The sequence below is a fragment of the Thiobacillus sp. genome (assembly GCF_024708915.1).
In genome coordinates this window covers 1-16,396 of the sequence record NZ_JANJXQ010000256.1, presented here as the reverse complement: position 1 = coordinate 16,396, position 16,396 = coordinate 1, and the positions used below count along the sequence as shown (strand labels likewise).

At 65.9% G+C, this 16,396-nt stretch carries 16 protein-coding genes; 5 read left to right on the top strand and 11 right to left on the bottom strand.

Translation table 11 applies throughout. The annotated features are described in order from the left end of the window. Position 1: 1 nt before the first annotated feature. A complete protein-coding gene (locus tag Q0L94_RS17275) occupies positions 2-832 on the top strand; it encodes an ABC transporter ATP-binding protein (protein ID WP_296755801.1) in 831 nt (276 codons plus the stop codon). Between the two features lie 8 nt (positions 833-840). Here Q0L94_RS17275 and Q0L94_RS17270 read toward each other — a convergent pair whose 3' ends face one another. Continuing rightward, positions 841-1,185, bottom strand: coding sequence for a hypothetical protein (locus tag Q0L94_RS17270; protein WP_296755798.1), 345 nt, complete (start codon positions 1,183-1,185; stop codon positions 841-843). 313 nt (positions 1,186-1,498) lie between these two features. On the opposite strand from Q0L94_RS17270, the gene Q0L94_RS17265 reads away from it, so the two are divergent. Together Q0L94_RS17265 and Q0L94_RS17260 are read left to right on the top strand one after the other, a co-directional pair. Further along, positions 1,499-2,161, top strand: coding sequence for a SagB/ThcOx family dehydrogenase (locus Q0L94_RS17265; RefSeq protein ID WP_296755796.1), 663 nt, complete (start codon positions 1,499-1,501; stop codon positions 2,159-2,161). Between the two features lie 457 nt (positions 2,162-2,618). Next, complete coding sequence (locus Q0L94_RS17260; protein ID WP_296755793.1) at positions 2,619-3,134, top strand: RcnB family protein; 516 nt, start codon at positions 2,619-2,621, stop codon at positions 3,132-3,134. Between the two features lie 117 nt (positions 3,135-3,251). Here the strand turns inward: Q0L94_RS17260 and Q0L94_RS17255 are convergent, their stop codons facing one another. The 8 genes from Q0L94_RS17255 to dapC form a co-directional block, all read right to left on the bottom strand. Then, positions 3,252-3,869 carry a hypothetical protein gene (locus tag Q0L94_RS17255; protein ID WP_296755792.1) on the bottom strand — a complete coding sequence of 206 codons (618 nt, stop codon included), beginning with the start codon at positions 3,867-3,869 and terminating at the stop codon, positions 3,252-3,254. A 108-nt stretch (positions 3,870-3,977) separates the two neighbouring features. Next, entirely contained in the window at positions 3,978-5,138 is a 1,161-nt protein-coding gene (locus Q0L94_RS17250; RefSeq protein WP_296755789.1) for a hydrogenase small subunit, read from the bottom strand. Between the two features lie 119 nt (positions 5,139-5,257). Continuing rightward, on the bottom strand, positions 5,258-5,797 hold the full coding sequence (locus Q0L94_RS17245) for a DUF882 domain-containing protein (RefSeq protein ID WP_296755787.1): 540 nt from the start codon (positions 5,795-5,797) through the stop codon (positions 5,258-5,260). After that, on the bottom strand, positions 5,794-6,723 hold the full coding sequence (locus tag Q0L94_RS17240) for a L,D-transpeptidase family protein (protein ID WP_296755784.1): 930 nt from the start codon (positions 6,721-6,723) through the stop codon (positions 5,794-5,796). Before Q0L94_RS17240 ends, Q0L94_RS17245 begins: the two co-directional genes overlap by 4 nt. A gap of 20 nt (positions 6,724-6,743) precedes the next feature. Beyond that, complete coding sequence (locus tag Q0L94_RS17235; RefSeq protein WP_296755783.1) at positions 6,744-7,091, bottom strand: hypothetical protein; 348 nt, start codon at positions 7,089-7,091, stop codon at positions 6,744-6,746. Continuing rightward, complete coding sequence (locus Q0L94_RS17230; protein ID WP_296755781.1) at positions 7,088-7,864, bottom strand: M48 family metallopeptidase; 777 nt, start codon at positions 7,862-7,864, stop codon at positions 7,088-7,090. Before Q0L94_RS17230 ends, Q0L94_RS17235 begins: the two co-directional genes overlap by 4 nt. Positions 7,865-7,912: 48 nt before the next feature. Continuing rightward, on the bottom strand, positions 7,913-8,737 hold the full coding sequence (gene dapD, locus Q0L94_RS17225) for a 2,3,4,5-tetrahydropyridine-2,6-dicarboxylate N-succinyltransferase (protein WP_296755779.1): 825 nt from the start codon (positions 8,735-8,737) through the stop codon (positions 7,913-7,915). A 31-nt stretch (positions 8,738-8,768) separates the two neighbouring features. Further along, positions 8,769-10,034, bottom strand: a complete 1,266-nt coding sequence (gene dapC, locus Q0L94_RS17220) for a succinyldiaminopimelate transaminase (RefSeq protein WP_296755778.1) — start codon at positions 10,032-10,034, stop codon at positions 8,769-8,771. Between the two features lie 41 nt (positions 10,035-10,075). Between dapC and Q0L94_RS17215 the strand changes: the two genes are divergently transcribed. Together Q0L94_RS17215 and Q0L94_RS17210 are read left to right on the top strand one after the other, a co-directional pair. After that, the gene (locus Q0L94_RS17215) at positions 10,076-10,978 is read left to right on the top strand and encodes a DMT family transporter (RefSeq protein WP_296755776.1); all 903 of its coding nucleotides are present in this window, start codon (positions 10,076-10,078) and stop codon (positions 10,976-10,978) included. Next, positions 10,971-11,348, top strand: coding sequence for a VOC family protein (locus tag Q0L94_RS17210; protein WP_296755775.1), 378 nt, complete (start codon positions 10,971-10,973; stop codon positions 11,346-11,348). The genes Q0L94_RS17215 and Q0L94_RS17210 overlap by 8 nt, the downstream gene beginning before the upstream one ends. On the opposite strand, the gene Q0L94_RS17205 is transcribed toward Q0L94_RS17210, so the two are convergent. Both Q0L94_RS17205 and Q0L94_RS17200 read right to left on the bottom strand, forming a co-directional pair. Beyond that, on the bottom strand, positions 11,345-15,187 hold the full coding sequence (locus Q0L94_RS17205) for a hypothetical protein (protein ID WP_296755774.1): 3,843 nt from the start codon (positions 15,185-15,187) through the stop codon (positions 11,345-11,347). The two genes, Q0L94_RS17210 and Q0L94_RS17205, sit on opposite strands and share 4 nt — an antisense overlap. A 65-nt stretch (positions 15,188-15,252) precedes the next feature. Next, positions 15,253-16,396, bottom strand: a 1,144-nt coding sequence (locus Q0L94_RS17200) for a tripartite tricarboxylate transporter substrate binding protein (RefSeq protein ID WP_296755772.1), incomplete at its 5' end; no start/stop codon positions are given.

Genomic DNA, 16,396 nt, shown 5'->3' with positions numbered 1-16,396 from the left:
CATGCCGTCCTTGAAAGTGAACAACACCGACACCCTGGTCGAGATCCACGACCTGCATTTCGCCTATGGCGACCGCCAGGTGTTGAGCGGGATCAATCTCGCCATCCCGCGTGGCAAGATCGTCGCCATCCTCGGCGTCAGCGGCTGCGGCAAGACCACGCTGCTGCGCCACTTCGGCGGCCAACTGAAACCGTCGCGCGGCAGCGTGGCATTCGACGGCCAGGTGGTACACGAACTGAACAACGCCGGCCTCTATGCGATGCGGCGCAAGATGGGGATGATGTTCCAGGTCAGCGGACTGTTCAGCGATCTGTCGGTGTTCGACAACATCGCCTATCCGATGCGTGAACACACCGACCTGCCGGAAGAGGTGATCCACGATCTGGTACTGATGAAGCTGCATGCCGTCGGCCTGCGCGGCGCCCACGCCCTGCGCACCGGCGAGTTGTCGGGCGGGATGGAGCGCCGCGTGGCGCTGGCGCGGGCGATCGCGCTCGACCCCATGCTGATCATGTACGACGAGCCTTTCGCCGGCCTCGACCCGATCTCGCTCAATACCATCGCCAACCTGATCCGGCGTCTCAACGATGCGCTCGGGCTGACTTCGGTCGTGGTGACCTACGACGTGTCGGAATCGCTGAAGGTCGCCGACTACGTCTATTTCATCCACGACGGCGTGGTGGTGGCCGAGGGCAATGCCGTCGAGATGGCCGGCTCAACCGATCCCTTCGTGTATCAATTCGTGCATGCGAAACCCGACGGACCGGTTGCCTTCCAGTACCCGAGCCGGCCGTATTCGGAAGAACTGGAAATCAGGCCTGCCGTGTCCTAGCGGCCTGCCTATTCCTCCAGCAGCGTCACCGTGGCGGCGGCCGTCGCCGGATCGATATCGAACTGCACTACGCAGTATTCTGTCTGTTCGTCGATGGGCGTGGGGTCGTCCGCGCAACTGCAGCCGGCAATCACCCCTGTATAAAAAATCCCCGCCTTGACGCGGATCAGGCCGGATTCTTCGCGCACGCTGATCAGCATCGCCTGGAAAGGCCGGTCCGTGACATGGCTGCTGATGGCCAGGCCCTGTTGCAGCGGCAGCTGAACGGCATCCAGCTGTTCGATTTCCCGCTTGAGAACAGCCTCGAACCCGGGCGTTCCCCAGGCATGCAACGAGTCGGGCAGGTTGATCATGGACGGGGCTCCTTTTGCGGTTGAGACGCCAGGTCGTTCAGACATGCGGAAAACCTTGATTATGCGCAATCTCCCAGACAAATCCATCCGGGTCGGTGACAACTACCTTTTTCAGCCACGATGAACTCCAGGAATCGAGCACCTTCAGTCTTGCCTGGATTCCAATGGGAATGAGTGGTGCCCGCCGGAACGAGCAGGCTGTCACCAGGTTTTAGGGTAATGGACTCGCGGCGGTGCGGACGAGGATTTGCTACGGCGGGCGGTGGGTCTAGATTGATAGGAATCGTTCGTTCTCTGCAAGGGAGAATCCGACATGGGATGGTGGCGAGTCGCGGGGGTATTGATGATGAGCATGACGGGAAGTGGAATGGCGCAGGAAACCGGCACGACCAGGCTGCCGCCGCCCGAGACGGCAGGCGGCATGCTGTTGATGCAGGCATTGCAGGCGCGGCATTCGGCACGGGCGTTTGACGGCCGGCCGCTGCCGCCGCAGATGCTGTCGAACCTGCTGTGGGCGGCAAACGGGGTGAACCGGCCGGATTCGGGGCAGCGCACCGCGCCCTCCGCGCGCGACTGGCGCGAGATCGACGTGTACGTGACGACCGCGGACGGCGTGTATCGCTACGATCCGCCGGCGCATGCGCTGATCAAAGTGGCGGCCGGCGATATCCGCCATCTGACCGGCGCACAGGATTTCGTGGCGACCGCGCCGGTGAACCTGGTGTACGTGGCGGACTTCGACCGGATGAGCGGGGCCGGCCTCGAGGACAAGATGTTCTACAGTGCTGCCGACGCCGGCTTCGTCGCCCAGAACGTGTATCTGTATTGCGCGTCGGCCGGCCTGGCGGTGGTGGTGCGCGGCCTGATCAACCGCGAGGCACTGGGCGCCGCCCTGGGTCTGGGGCGCCATCAACGCGTCGTTCTCGCGCAATCGGTGGGTTACCCGGCCGGCGTGGCTGATGGCAAACAGGAATAAGCAGCCGAACCGATGCCGAAATCCGCCAAAATCGTCCTCGCCTGCCTGATTTGCCTGGCTGTCGCGGGCGCGGGGGTATGGCTGATCCAGCGGCTGTCGGCATGAGTTCGCGGCCGGCCGGCGGGTCGCGCCCCGCCCACAAAGACAGGTGGCCGTTCCCCGCGCAGGTGTTTTATTGATTCGGCCAGATGAAGTTTGAAGCGGGATCAAGGTTCGGCCTGCCCGGGCTGTGCGTGGCAGCGTGGGAGGCCGAATCAATAAGCATTGAAAACAGCGTTCTATTGAGACGGGCCAACGAACCGCTCAAAGCAGGATGCCGTGAGAAATACAATGCGGGTTCAAACATCGTCGGGCCGTGTCAATAGTATGCGCAAGCGCTGGCCCGGCTTCAAACGAGGCAGCCGATGCGACGGACAATCCACAGACCTTATTGAGCGGAGAAAATATGCGAACCCCCTTGCAAAGACAATTCGTCCTGGCCTTGTTGCTGACCGGAATCTTCGCTGCCAGCCCGGCTCCGGCCGAAAAACCGGAATGGGCGGGCAATGGCAAACCGGGCAAAAGCGCCCAGGGCTCGCGCGGCGACGATCGGCATGACGACCGCCGTGGCGACTACAGGGATGGCCGCCGCGGCGATTACAGTGGCGACGTACGGGTCAGCGTGCATTTCAACGACCATCAGCGCATGGTGGTACGCGACTATTACGAGGAAGGCTTCCGTCACGGCCGCTGCCCGCCGGGGCTGGCAAAAAAGCACAATGGCTGCATGCCGCCCGGTCAGGCCAAGAAATGGCAAAGAGGCCGGCCGCTGCCGCGGGAGGTGATCTACTATGACTTGCCGCCGCGCGTGGTGGTCAGCCTGGGGGCACCGCCTTCCGGCCACAAGTACGTGCGGGTGGCCAGCGATATCCTGCTGATTGCGATCGGCACCGGCATGGTGGTGGATGCGATTCAGGACCTGGGACGCATGTAAACGCAATCCCGTGCTGACTGCGGCGCAAAGACCGGGGCCAGGCAAATTGCCTGGCCCCGTTTTTCATGCGCCGCGCTCCGCTCCGGGCGAGTCTGGCTGCCGGGAAAGACGACCGCTCTAATATCCGATCCCTTGCAGAAATTTTCCGAGGCTGGTTTGGGCGCCGCCGATCAGGGGAGCGCCGTGGGCGAACAGCAGGTGGTCGAATTCACGTTCGCGCAGATGCTTGAGCAAGGCTTTACGCAGGCCATGCTTGACGCCTTCCGGGTCGTCTCCCATGTAGGCGTCCGGCACGAAGCCGAGCTTGCCCCGCGCGCGCACGATGGCGTCGCCGAGGCTCAGGATGCCGCCGTGCAGCGGCAGATAGAGCGCGGTTTCCTCGGGGCACAGCGCGGCGATCTTGAGGGCCAGAATGCCGCCGGGCAGCTGTCTGCCGTGGCTGAATCCCGTGACCCGCTCGCCGTGGCTGAATTCGTGCAGGCCGTCCTTGTGGCACCACACCTGCGCGCCATAGCGGGCGGCAAAGCGGCCGCTGTGACGGTAGTGGTGGCGGTTGGTGAGATAGATATGCCGCGGCGCGCCGCGCGCCGCGAACCATTCGATTCCCTGCGCCGGAACCCGCGGGTCGATCAGCAGCGGCGGATCGGCGGCATTGCTGTAGTAGGAGTGGACGTAGGCCTGGATGCCTTGGTGGAAGGTCTTCCAATGGAATACGCCGGGGAGGATTTCTTTCATGACGGCAGCCCTCGCGTCCAGTAAAGACCATTCCTCGGGCCAGGGGAAGCGGTTTTTGCCGGCCCGGGGCTTGCCGCCGGACAAATGCTGTGGGGCAGCCCGGGCGCCTCAGCGCGCTTCCTTGAGGTAATCCAGCAGCGCCTGCATGTCGCCGTCCTCCAGGCTGAAGCGGTGGGCACGCACCTTGCCCGACTGCAGCAGGGCCGGCACCTCGTCGGCCGGGGTCGCCAGGCCGCCCGGCGCGCTGCCGTGACAGCTGGCGCAATTCCTGTCGTACACCGCGGCGCCCCGCCGGGCCTGGGGTTCGGGGGCGGCTGCCGCCGGCGCCGCAAGCGGGGCGTAGAAACTGCCGCGGTCCCAGAATCCCGCTTCGCTGCAGCCGAGACAGGGGTGGCCGGATTCGACCGGGTTGCTCGCCCCGTTCCAGCGCAGGGTGGAGCACGCATTGCGGGTCGCCGGCCCCTTGCAGCCGAGTTCCAGCAGGCACCAGCCGGCGCGCGCGCCGGCGTCGTCGAAGCTTTTGGCGAAGTGGCCGGCCTCGTAGTGGCCGCGCCGCGAACAGCGGTCGTGCACGGTTTCGCCATAAAACGCCAGCGGGCGGCCCTGGGCGTCGAGTTCAGGAAACCGGCCGAAGGCCACGCGGTGGGCCAGCACGGCGCTCATCGCCTCGGGGATGGGCGGGCAGCCGGGCAGGTTGATCAGCGGCCGGCGCGGCGCCAGACCATGCGCCATCAGTTCGGCGATGCCCATCGCCCCGGTCGGATTGGGGGCGGCGGCGGGCAGCCCGCCGAAGGCGGCGCAGGTGCCCACGGCCAGCACCGCCTCGGCGGCTTCCAGGCAGCGCGCGAGCAGGCTCAGGTTGTCTTCGCCGGCGATGGTGGAGCAGGCCCCGCCGAGCGCGGTCGGCACGGAGCCGTCCACCACCAGCAGGAGCCGGCCGTGGTTTGCGGCCAGGCTTTCTTCCCGCGCCTGTTCCGCGGCCGCGCCGGCAGCGGCCTGGAGGAGGTGGCTGTAGTCCAGTGAAATCAGTTCGAACAGCAGCCGCTCGATGGAGGGGGCGGACGAGCGGGTGAGCGATTCGGTGCAGCCGGTGCATTCCTGGAACGACAGCCATACCACCGGCAGGCGCCGTGCCCTGGAAAGCGAGTCGGCCAGGATGGCCGCCGCGCCCGGCGGCAGCGCGAGAAGCGAGGCGGTCAGGGCACAGAACTTGAGGAAGGCGCGCCGGCTGACGCCAAGGTTCGATGCGACAGGCAGTGTACGGTTCATTCCGGGCCTCGCTGTCATGCAAACGATCAGTTCCGGCATGGCCAGTACTGGATACCGGATTGACTTCAAAAAGCCCCGCGCGCTTGCATCCGGTCGCAGGGGTTTGGGCGGGAAGGCGGCTAGCCGCCCCAGGTCCGTACCCGCCCCACGTCGAGATGCACGAAGTTGGAGCCCGGGTAGTAGCCGACGCCGCCGCCTTTCAGCATGAGGCCGGCGCGGCGCAGTTCGGCCAGCGGCACGCCGGGGATGCGGATGTCGATGGCCTTGCCGTCCATGTGCAGGCTGCGCCTGGCGACACCGGATGAGCTTGAGGCCAGCAGGCTGTTGCTGGCGGGCGAACGGTAGCCGGAAATGACCTGGAACGGCTGCGCGGTACCCAGCGCGGCCTTGACGCGGTCGAGCAGATCCAGCAGCTGAATGTCGATGGACGCGACCGCGCCGGTGCGGTGGTCGCGCAGCACGTGGTTGATTTCCGCGAGGGATTCCGGCACGTAGTCGCCTGCTATCCAGTAGGGCAGGTCGAGCTTTTCTCCGGTATGCAGATTGAGGAAACCCAGCCGGCGCTCGGCCGCCTCCCGGCTGGCGAATGCCGGCAGCGGCAGTGCGGCGGCAAGCATGCCGAGTTTGAGAAATGAGCGGCGGCTGAAGCTGGGTTTCACGGCGTTCCTTTCGATCCGTTGCGTGTCTGGCGGCCGACTTCCCGGGCAAGGCCTTCCTGCGCTGCGATTACGGCATCCACTCTGGGCCAGTCGATGTCGCGGCTCAGGCCGTGGGCTTCGGCGAGGTCGCGAACGGCCTGCGTCGGGTCGCTGCCCTTATTGTAGATATCCCGATGGACTTCGAGCAGGATGCGGCCGTCTCCGGTTGCCGCCAGCAGGACAGGCTGATAAGCGAGGAGTCCGGAAGTTCCGATCTCCACCCGCCCGAAAAGTTCGGCGATGTCGTCCGGATGAAGACGGATGCAGCCATGGCTCTGGAAATGGTACACGCTGGACGGGGCGATGGTGCCATGGATGCCGTAACCCGGCATGCTGAGGCCGAGCCAGTGGGCACCCAGGGGGTTGTCGGGTCCGGGCGGGACTTCTGTCAGCACGGCCCGCCCCTCGCGCTGCATTTCTTCCTGGATCGATCTGGGCACGATCCAGGTCTTGTTGTGCACGCGGGTGACGACCTCGAACTCGCCTTGCGGCGTGGGCCAGGACGGCTTGCCGAGCCCGACCGGGTAGGCCGCGACCAGTTTGCCTGCGTCGAACTCGAACAACATGCGCTGGGGAATGTTGATGACGATGCCGTCGGCGAGCAGCTGCGGGGCGATGTGCGGATTGTCGATGCGCAGGCGCTGGCCGGGGTGGATGATCGCGTTGTAGGAGATCGCGTTCTGCCTGGCCAGCAGCTCCGGCGGCACGCCGAAGCGGGCACCGATGGCGATCAGGAAATCCCCCGGACGAATGGTGTACTCGAAGGTGCCGCCCGCAATCTGCCGGGAAAGCGGCGGCAGCCATTCGTCCGCCAGAGACGAGAGGCTGAAGCCGGCCAGCAGGCACGCCGAAACGAGGCGGCGCGCGCGGGCGGTCATCGGGGGCATGTCCCTTGCAGGGCGCGCGATCACTGGACCGGCATCGGCTTGTTGTCGTTGAGATTGAGCCAGCCCTTGGCGATGCGGTAGACGAACCAGATGCAAGCCACTCCCCACACCAGCCAGCCGATGAGGATGATCCAGGTGGCGGCGCCGACGACGAGCCACAGCAGGCCCCACCAGAATGTTCTGATCTGCCAGCTGAAGTGGCTATCCAGCCAGGTGCCCCGGGCGTCGTCGCGCTTGAGGTAGTTCAGCACGATGGCCACGACGGCGGTGATGCCGATGAACAGCGAGACGGCATACAGCGCATAAATGACCGTGGCCAGGGTTTTCAGGCTGGCGATTTTTTCACCGGAGGCGGATTCCATGTTCATCGGCGTGCTTTCTCGTAAATGGGCATCATCTGCGGCACCAGCGCGTTCAGTGCCTGGATGCGGTTGTCGGGGGAGGGATGGGTACTGAGGAATTGCGGCGAGCCGCCGTTGCCAGCAGCGCTCATTTTTTCCCACAGGCGCACTGCGGCGCGCGGATCGAATCCGGCGCGGGCGGCGAGTTCGATGCCGTAGCGGTCGGCCTCGCTTTCGCCGGCGCGGCTGTTGGGCAGGGTCAGCGCAATGTCGGCCACCGGCGACAGCACGCTGAGGTCGCGGCCGGCGACGATGGAGCCGAGCGTCATACCGCCCTGCATGGCCATGGCGCGCGACATGCGCTCGCGGCCATGGCCGAGTATGGCGTGGGCGATCTCGTGGCCCATGATCTGGGCGATTTCGTCGTCGGAGAGTTTCAGTTTTTCGATGATGCCGGTGTAGATCGCCATCTTGCCGCCCGGCATGCACCAGGCGTTGAGCGTCGGCTCGTCGATCACCGCGACCGACCATTTCCATTCGCGGCTGGGCGCATACATGTTGCCTGCCTGCGTGATCAGGCGGTCGGTGATGCGCTTGACGCGGCTATTCAGCGCCGCATCGGTGCTGAGCTGGCCCTTCTTCTGCGCCTCGTTCAGCGTCTGCGCGTAAGCCTGCGCCGACGAAGACTGCGCCTGTTCCTCGGATACCAGTGCCAGCTGCCTGCGGCCGGATACCGGATTCTCCTGACATGCCGTCAGGCCGACGGCGAGCAATGCGGTGACGACGAGGGTGCGCTTCATGACGTCTCCTTTTCCGAAACGATAAACCGGCAATACCGGGGCTGAGGCTCAGATTCCACGCAGCAGTTCGTTGATGCCGACCTTGGACAGGGTCTTGGCATCGACCTTCTTCACGATCACCGCGCAATACAGACTGTAGCTGCCGTCCTTCGACGGCAGGTTGCCGGACACCACCACCGAGCCGGCGGGCACGCGGCCGTAATGCACTTCGCCGGTTTCGCGATCGTAGATCTTGGTGCTCTGGCCGATGTACACGCCCATCGAAATCACGCAGTTGTCCTCGACGATCACGCCCTCGACCACCTCGGAACGCGCGCCGACGAAGCAGTTGTCGCCGATGATGGTGGGATTGGCCTGCACCGGTTCGAGCACGCCGCCGATGCCGACGCCGCCGGAGAGGTGCACGTTCTTGCCGATCTGCGCGCAGGAACCGACGGTGGCCCAGGTGTCGACCATGGTGCCTTCGTCGACGTAGGCGCCGATGTTGACGTAGCTCGGCATCAGCACCACGTTCTTGCCGATGTAGGCGCCGCGCCGTGCCGCCGCGGGCGGCACCACGCGGAAGCCGCCTTCGCGGAAGTCACGGCTGTTGTAGTCGGCGAACTTGCTCGGCACCTTGTCGAAGTAATTGGTGAAACCGCCCTTGATGAAGGCGTTGTCTTCCAGGCGGAACGACAGCAGCACCGCCTTCTTGAGCCACTGGTGGGTGATCCAGTTCTGGCCTTCGGCACGCTCGGCGACGCGCAGCTGGCCGCGGTCGAGCATCTCGATCACCGACATGACGGCATCCTTGAGCTTGGCGTCGGCATTGCGCGGAGTGATGTCGGCACGGCGCTCGAAAGCGTCTTCGATGATGTTCTGCAACTCTTGCATGATGGGTTCCTTGAAAATAAGTGATGGGTTATTAGGCGTGAGGGGTGAGGGATCTGGCGTGAATCGCGATGCGGTGTGCGGCCTCGACGCAGGCATCCAGGCCGTCCACCAGGGCGATGCGGACGAAGCCCTTGCCCGGATTGAGGTTGGCGGCGTCGCGCGCGAGGAAGCTGCCGGGCAGCACGGTGACGTGCTGCGTTTCGTACAGGCCGCGGGCGAATGCGGCATCGTCGCCGCCCGGCACCCGCGCCCACAGGTAGAAGGCGGCGTCGGGCGCGTCGAACTGCAGCACGTCCTTCAGGATCGGCATCACGGCGGCGAATTTTTCGGCGTACTGGCGGCGGTTCTCGGCCACGTGCGCCTCGTCGTTCCAGGCCGCGATGCTGGCAGCCTGCACCGCCGGGCTCATCGCGCTGCCGTGATAGGTGCGGTAGAGCAGGAATTTCCTGATCACCCCGCTGTCGCCCGCCACCATGCCGGAGCGCAGGCCGGGCACATTGGAGCGCTTGGATAGCGAGTTGAACACGATCAGGTTCCTGAAGCCGCGGCCGAGCTGCTGCGCGGCGGTGAGCGCGCCGAGCGGCGGCTTGCCTTCGTTGATCGCTTTGGGCCCAGCGCTTGCTCCCTCTCCCGCAAGCGGGAGAGGGTTGGGGAGAGGGAAATAGATTTCCGAGTAGCACTCGTCGGCCGCAATGACGAAGCCGTGCCGGTCCGACAACTCGAACAATACTTTCCAGTCGTCCAGCGAGATCACCTTGCCGGTGGGGTTGCCGGGCGAACAGACATAGACCAGGCTGATGCTTTCCCACACGTCTTCCGGCACGCGCGACCAGTCCATCCTGAAGCCATTTTCCGGCAGCGTATTGAGGAAGAAGGGGCGGGCGCCGGCGAGCAGGGCTGCGCCTTCGTAGATCTGGTAGAACGGGTTGGGCGAGACGACCGTGCGGCGGCCGTGGCGGGTAGAGTCGACCGCGGCCTGGGCGAACGCAAACAGCGCCTCGCGCGAACCGTTGACCGGCAGCACCTCGGTCGCCGGATCGAGTGTCACGCCATAACGGCGCTGCGCCCACGCGGCGATCGCATCGCGCAGCGCATCCGAGCCCTGAGTGATGGGATAATTCGCCAGCCCGCCCAAGCCTGCGATCAGCGCATCCTTGATGAACTGCGGGGTCGGATGCTTGGGTTCGCCGATCGACAGGTTGATCGGCGCGAGGTCGGGATTCGGCGTTACCCCCGCGAACAGTTCGCGCAACTTTTGAAACGGATAGGGATGGAGTTGTTCGAGACGCGGATTCATTGCTGTCTGGATTCTGATTAAGCCCCGCATTATAAAGCCCCATGCCCTCGATTCCCCTGCAGCGCACCCTCGCCATCGGCAGCCTGGTCTATGCCGCCACCTTGTGGGGGCTGATGTGGTATCCCTACCGGCTGCTCAACGACGCGGGCGTCGGCGGCATCGCATCGAGTTTCATCACCTACGTCGTGCCGCTGCTGGTGTTTGGCTGGCTGCATGGCCGCGAGCTCAGGAACGCGCGCAGCCGCTGGATGTGGCTGGCCGCGCTGGGGCTGGCAGCGGGCTGGACCAACCTGGCTTATGTGCTGGCGATGCTGCAGGGCGAGGTGGTGCGGGTGCTGCTGCTGTTTTTTCTGTCGCCGCTGTGGACCGTGCTGTTCGCCCGCTTTCTGCTGCACGAAAAGCTCAACCGCGCCGGCTGGGCGGTGATGGCGCTGGCAGCGGGCGGCGCGCTGGTGATGCTGTGGCAGCCGGGCGAATGGCCGCTGCCGGCTAGCCGCGCCGAATGGCTGGCGCTGTCGGCGGGGGTGGCATTTGCCATGAGCAATGTCATCAGCCGCCATCTCGACGGCGTCACCGAGGGCGCCAAGGCCGTCACCGTGTGGGCGGGGGTGGTGGTGCTGACGCTGATCGGACTGGCGCTCAAGCCGGCTGAACTCGATTTCATGGCAGATGCCGGAATGCAGACCTGGCTGCTGCTGCTCGGCGTTGGCCTCGCCATCGGCAGCATGACCTATGCGGTGCAGTACGGCCTCGCACGCGTGCCCGCCAACCAGGCCATCGTGATCTTCCTGTCCGAGCTGGTGGTCGCGGCAGTTGCCTCCTATTTCCTGTCCGATGAGCGCATGGGCGTGCAGGAATGGATTGGCGCTGCCATGATCATTACCGCCAGCCTGTTTTCCGGCCATATGGAAGACGACCAGCTCAAAGAGGCACGCCATGTCTGAGATCAATGCCCTGCTGCACGCCGGTTTGCTCGTCTCCGACCTGGCTCGCGTCAAGACTTTTTACGAATCGGTGCTGGGGCTGTCGTTGTACCCGAACCGCCCCGACCTGCCTTACCCCGGGGTGTGGTACGACCTCGGCGGCGGCCAGCAGCTGCACCTGATGCAGTTGCCCGACCCCGACGCCGGCTCGACACGCCCCGAGCACGGTGGACGCGATCGCCACATCGCACTGGCGGTGCGCAATATGGCTGCGCTGAAAAGCCGTCTTGACGCGGCCGGAATCCCGTACACGGCAAGCAAGTCGGGCCGCGCGGCGCTGTTCTGCCGTGACCCGGACGCCAACACACTGGAGTTCGTCGAGACGCCTTAGCGCCGCGGGAAGGCCGTGAACAGGCCGGTCTGGGCGCGGTCCTGCAGCAGCAGGTGCTCGAAGAAAACGGCCTCGAACGGCACCGGGTCGCCGAGGAAGCCAATGGTGAGCTTCTTCGCGAGCACAGCCGTGTCGAGCGTCTCTTCTGTTTCCCCGGTTTCGGCGATGACCGTTGCCAGGACGCGGACGGGTTTGCGCGCAAAGGCGCTCGTTCGCACCTGGAACACGTTGGCCAGCGCCTGGACGAAATCCTCGCGCAGCGGGTTGAACAGGTTGAAGATGCGGACTTCGCCGTCGACCGGGAATGCCTTGCGTACGTCGCTCAGCTTCACCGCCATCGCCTCCACGTTGAACTCGGGCGCCGCGAGCAGCGCGACCGCTTCGGCCAGAGTGAGGTTTTGCAGGAGACGTTCACTCGTGGGGGCGGGGCCGTCGCCGAGATCGCCCGCGGACGTGAAAACCAGCTCCGAAAGAAAATCGAGGCTGACCGCGCTCTGGCAGATGGCGACGATGTTCAGGGTTTTCACGCTGCCTGCGGGGACCAGGGCGAGCGAGCTCAGCAGCTGATCGAACCCGGTCGCGAACACCTTGCGTTCGCCGAGCAGCAGCGTCGTCAGGTCTTCCGAGCGCGGGACGAAGTTGCCCTTGGCGATGATTTTCCTGACGTCGCCAAGCGTCGGGAAGTCCAGTTCCTCGATGGGTGAGCGGCGGATCATGAATGACGTCGGCCCATGGACGTCCCAGCTCTGCAGCGGGACGCCCTCGTCGGTGACTGCGGGGGTCGGCACCGGCGAGTCGGCCGACAGGCCGATGAACGAGCGCAGTGCCTCGTCGTTGCCGATGATACGGTCGAGGGCCGAATTCCCGGTCGAGCGGGGGGGCGCGGCCGGGGCTCCACCGGCCCCGCTTCCACTGCCGCCGCCACCCGTAGGCCCGCCGGACGATCCGGCACCGCTGCTGCCTGACGACCCGCCGGCGCCGGCGGCCTTCGCCTGCTCCTGCTGCTTTTTCTTGAGTTCTTCTTCCTTGTTGACGACGGCGCCGGCCTCGGTGATGTTCTTGTCCTGGATCGGCTTGCCGAGCTTGGCCTTGGCCAGGTCGGTCGCCGCCTGCACCTTCGCCTTTTCAAGATCGGCTGCAATCTTGCGCCGCTCGGTATCGGCGCTGACCGCGGTCTTCATGGCTTCGCCGGCCTGGGCGCCGACCGCGGTGGCGCCGGCCGCCGACAGCTTGGCGGTTTCGGTGGCGAGCTTGATGGTGTCGGCCAGTCCGCTCATGTCGCGGAACATGCTGCCGTTCTGTACCGCCGCGAGCGCGCCGGCAAGCCCGGTCGGGTCGGGCAGCGCGCCGAAGGGCGTGATGTTGACGAGCGGCGTGCTGAACTGGCCGGGGGTGAGGTTCTCCGCCTGCGCGCGGGTGCCCGTCTGGATCGCCGCGATGTCGGTCGGCTGGATCGGAATCGGCGAATCCTGCCAGTTGAAGAAGCGCGACAGGTCGAGCCGTTCGGCGCAATTGAAGCGCCCGAGCACCGCTTCGGCAAAGATGCCGCCGCTGGACAGCGGCACGATGTCGACCTTGGCCTGGCCGATGGTCAAGCCCCGGTCCGCCATGAACGCGCGCCATTCGGCATCGTTGACGGGGTCGGTGTTGATTCTGAACGCCAGCGCGTTGCCGACGATGCGCAGGGGGATCGGCTCGGCCACCTGCACCAGCGGGAACGGCTCGCCGTTCAACGTGATGCGGAAAGGCGACAGCAGGCCGGCGATCATTGCCGGGTCGAGGTTGCGGAACACCGCCTGGCTGTAGTGCAGGCGGTTGTCGCCGAGATGCTGGGTCAGGTTGACGTCGGCGCCGGCGGCGCGGACGTCGATCAGCCGGGTTTCCGTGGCGCCCTTGGCCACGGTCGCTGTCGGCAGTTCCAGCGGGAAGACGATGCCGTTGCGCGACAGGGCGAGCACGCCGGTCGCCGCGACGTCGGCGACCGGGTCGCTGCCCACGATCGCGATGCGGTCGACGTCGGCCAGTGCGACGCTGGCCGACAGATCGCTGATGCGCGTGCCGTCGCGCAGCACGAACACCAGCTTGATCGCACGCACGGGGCTTTGCACCGCACCTTCCTCGATCCGCACGTCGGAGGGCACGAAAAGCGATTGCGAGCCGCGACGGACCGTGCTCGTTCCGAAGAACGACGCGAGCCTGGACGCGGCGTGCTCCCACAGCGTGTCGGCGACGTCATCCGGCAGAGGGGGGCGCGGCGGGCGCGGCGGCACGGGCGGCTCGACGTCCGGCTCCACTGGTTCGGTTCCGGTTTCCCCGTCGGTTCGCCTGCGTGCCAGCAGCACGCGCCGCGTGGCGACGCGCGGGTTGGCCAGCACGTCGGTGATCGATCCGCCCAGACCGGGGAAGACGGCCTGCCGCTCCGGAACCAGTTCGAGGGTGTCGAAGTTCAGCAAAGCGTCGCGCACCGCCAGGGTGAGCGACGCGTCGATGAGCGCGCCGCGGAAACGCCGCAGCAGATCGACGTTGTTGAAGTCGATCAGCCTGAACGGGACGAACACCACGCGGTCGCAGCGCGCGAGCGAGGTTTCGGTGCGGTAGATCTGCAGCACTTCGTAGTACTGCACGGTCAGCGCGTGCATGTGGTTGTAGTTGGTGATGACGCGCGTCGAGACGCTTTCGTGCTCGGTCTGGCTCACTTCGCGCACGACCGAAGCGCGCCGGGTGCGTGCTGCGTGCGCGTGCTGATGGGTGCGGTCGCTGGCATTCTGCAGCATGGATGCCCCGACCTCGCGGCTGCCGGCGCTGGTGGCATAGCTGTCGGCGGAGGTCGATGTCTTCGAGATGCTTGCGCTGGCGCCACCGCCGAACGGCCCGATCGAAATCCCGGCCGACGCGCCCGCCTGCTTGGTGGTCGATTTACTTTCGGTGTGCGAAAAACCGCTTTGCGCCTCGCGTGCAACCGCCTCGGTGACTTCGCTGATGCTGCGATTCCGTGCCGTCTCCTGGCTCAGGTCTTCGGTCTCGCCGAGCACTTCGGTCTGTCCGGCGCTGGTCTTGCGGCTCCAGTCGATCACGGCGATGCGCGTGCTCTCGCCGGCGGCGAGCGCCATGCTGTGCAGCAGGTGGCCCAGGGTCACCCCCTGCATGAACCAGGACTGGTTCAGGGTCAACAGCATCCCCAGGCCCAGGGTGCTGAAACCAAAATCGGCATCGGCGACCTGCGCAGCGTCGATGGGCGTGAAGTCGGGGCCGGCCAGGTCGATCAGCGCGGGCGCATTGTCCGGGCGCAGGATCTGGTCGAGCACCAGCGAGGTGTACTGAACGCGCTCGGTGGGAAACTCCCCGGACTTGGGAATCAGGTCTGCCGGACTCTCTGCATCGAAGCCTTCCAGCTGCTCTGGAAAGAACACCCGGTTGAGGATTTCGCGGGCGGCGCGAAACGGCGGATAGACCGAGAGATCCCGCACCGTGATGACGCCCAGGGCCGCCTGGATTCCGGCGGCGTCGGTGACATCGGCAAGGATGGCGAGCGACGCGTTGCGCAGATCGGGGATGGCGACGCTTGCCGCGATGCCGGGTTTGAGCAGGTCCGAAACAGGCCGTCCGAAGCGGTTCATTGCATTGGACGGGTTGTCGGCGGCATCCTCAATCTGCGCCGCGGTATTGAATACGCTCGACATCGCCAGGTCGAAGACGTTGCGCACGCCGAGCGTCGCCAGGGCCGCCAGCGCCTGCGGCGACACGCCGAGAAGCCGGTCCGGCGGCAGATTGAGAACCTCGGCCAGCGGCAGCAGCTGCGCTTCGGAAACGAGCAGATCGGATGGGTCGGATAGGGACATTTCGCTCTCCTATGACGCGGTCTTCGGCAGACCGGCTTCACGACTGGAAAAATCTTCGGTGTTTCTCATTCCGTCAAATCGCCGCGATACGTCCGCATAAAGCGCTCGATTTCACTGTTGAGTTCGGTCGCAAACGGCCAGACGTCGTCGTTCTGCGGCGACAGCGTTTTCTGCTGGCGATACAGCCGCTGGTTGGCGCAGACGTACAGACGCATTTTCAATTCCGGCCAGTAGGCGCTTTCGGCGGATGAACTGGTTGTCGGCGATTCCACTCGCGCGGAAAGCAGTGCGTGCGGCGCAGGGGCGCTGTCGCACAGTTCACGGCTGCGCGGGTGCTGCCCTGATTCATTCCACCAGGTATTGAACGCCGTCTGCCCCAGCTCCAGTCCGCGGGCGTCCATGCGCAACACCTCGCGCCCCGCCTGCTGCAAGGCGAGGTTCATCCGCTGCGTGTAGCTGGCGCGCGTTTCACCGCCCCAGAAACTGCGACTGATCGGCAGGCCCAGCGCGGCGAAGGCGAGCATCGGACGCACCGGCCTGGCTGTCGCGGGCGGGGCGGCGGCCTCCGGTTGAACGGTCGCGGCGGGCGCGGCAGCGGGGCGGGCGATTGCGACCCTGGGGGCCAGTGTTTTGGCGGCTGTTTCAGGTGCGCCGGCGCGCGGCTTTGCCGCAGGGGCGGGCCGGGCGGATGCGGAAGAAGGCGTCACGGCATGGCGCGGGCCGGTCATCGCCAGCGCGCGCAGCTTGCCGGCATCGATGTGCGCCTTGAGCGACAGCAGGCTGCCCATGCCGATCTTGATCTGGCCGCCCAGCAGGTCCTGCACCATCGGCGCCTCGCCCTTGTAGGCCACGTGCGACATGTCGGCGCCCGCGATGTCGCTGAGCGTGGAGCAGGCGAGCTGGCCGTGCGAGCCTATGCCGTAGGAGCCGTAGGACAGCCTGCCCTTGTTGGCGCGGATCCAGGCCATGAACTCCTGCATGTTCCGGGCCGGCGCGTCGGCCGTGACCACCAGGGCGATCGGCGCCAGGCACACGCGCACCAGCGGGGTGAGGTCGGTCAGCGGGTCGTAGGCGGTCTTCTGGTAGAGGTATTTGTTGGTCAGCATGGTCGAGGTGGTGCCCAGCAGCGCCGTCATGCCGTCGGGCGCCGCCTTGACCACCGCCTCGCCCGCGATCAGGCCGGCCGCGCCGGGCTTGTTGTCCACCACC

Excerpts from the sequence above, each read along its gene's own strand:
- Q0L94_RS17275 (WP_296755801.1), top strand. The coding sequence starts at position 2 with ATGCCGTCCTTGAAAGTGAACAACACCGACACCCTGGTCGAGATCCAC.
- Q0L94_RS17270 (WP_296755798.1), bottom strand. The coding sequence starts at position 1,185 with ATGATCAACCTGCCCGACTCGTTGCATGCCTGGGGAACGCCCGGGTTC.
- Q0L94_RS17265 (WP_296755796.1), top strand. The coding sequence starts at position 1,499 with ATGGGATGGTGGCGAGTCGCGGGGGTATTGATGATGAGCATGACGGGA.
- Q0L94_RS17255 (WP_296755792.1), bottom strand. The coding sequence starts at position 3,869 with ATGAAAGAAATCCTCCCCGGCGTATTCCATTGGAAGACCTTCCACCAA.
- Q0L94_RS17250 (WP_296755789.1), bottom strand. The coding sequence starts at position 5,138 with ATGAACCGTACACTGCCTGTCGCATCGAACCTTGGCGTCAGCCGGCGC.
- Q0L94_RS17240 (WP_296755784.1), bottom strand. The coding sequence starts at position 6,723 with ATGCCCCCGATGACCGCCCGCGCGCGCCGCCTCGTTTCGGCGTGCCTG.
- Q0L94_RS17235 (WP_296755783.1), bottom strand. The coding sequence starts at position 7,091 with ATGAACATGGAATCCGCCTCCGGTGAAAAAATCGCCAGCCTGAAAACC.
- Q0L94_RS17230 (WP_296755781.1), bottom strand. The coding sequence starts at position 7,864 with ATGAAGCGCACCCTCGTCGTCACCGCATTGCTCGCCGTCGGCCTGACG.
- dapD (WP_296755779.1), bottom strand. The coding sequence starts at position 8,737 with ATGCAAGAGTTGCAGAACATCATCGAAGACGCTTTCGAGCGCCGTGCC.
- dapC (WP_296755778.1), bottom strand. The coding sequence starts at position 10,034 with ATGAATCCGCGTCTCGAACAACTCCATCCCTATCCGTTTCAAAAGTTG.
- Q0L94_RS17215 (WP_296755776.1), top strand. The coding sequence starts at position 10,076 with ATGCCCTCGATTCCCCTGCAGCGCACCCTCGCCATCGGCAGCCTGGTC.
- Q0L94_RS17210 (WP_296755775.1), top strand. The coding sequence starts at position 10,971 with ATGTCTGAGATCAATGCCCTGCTGCACGCCGGTTTGCTCGTCTCCGAC.
- Q0L94_RS17205 (WP_296755774.1), bottom strand. The coding sequence starts at position 15,187 with ATGTCCCTATCCGACCCATCCGATCTGCTCGTTTCCGAAGCGCAGCTG.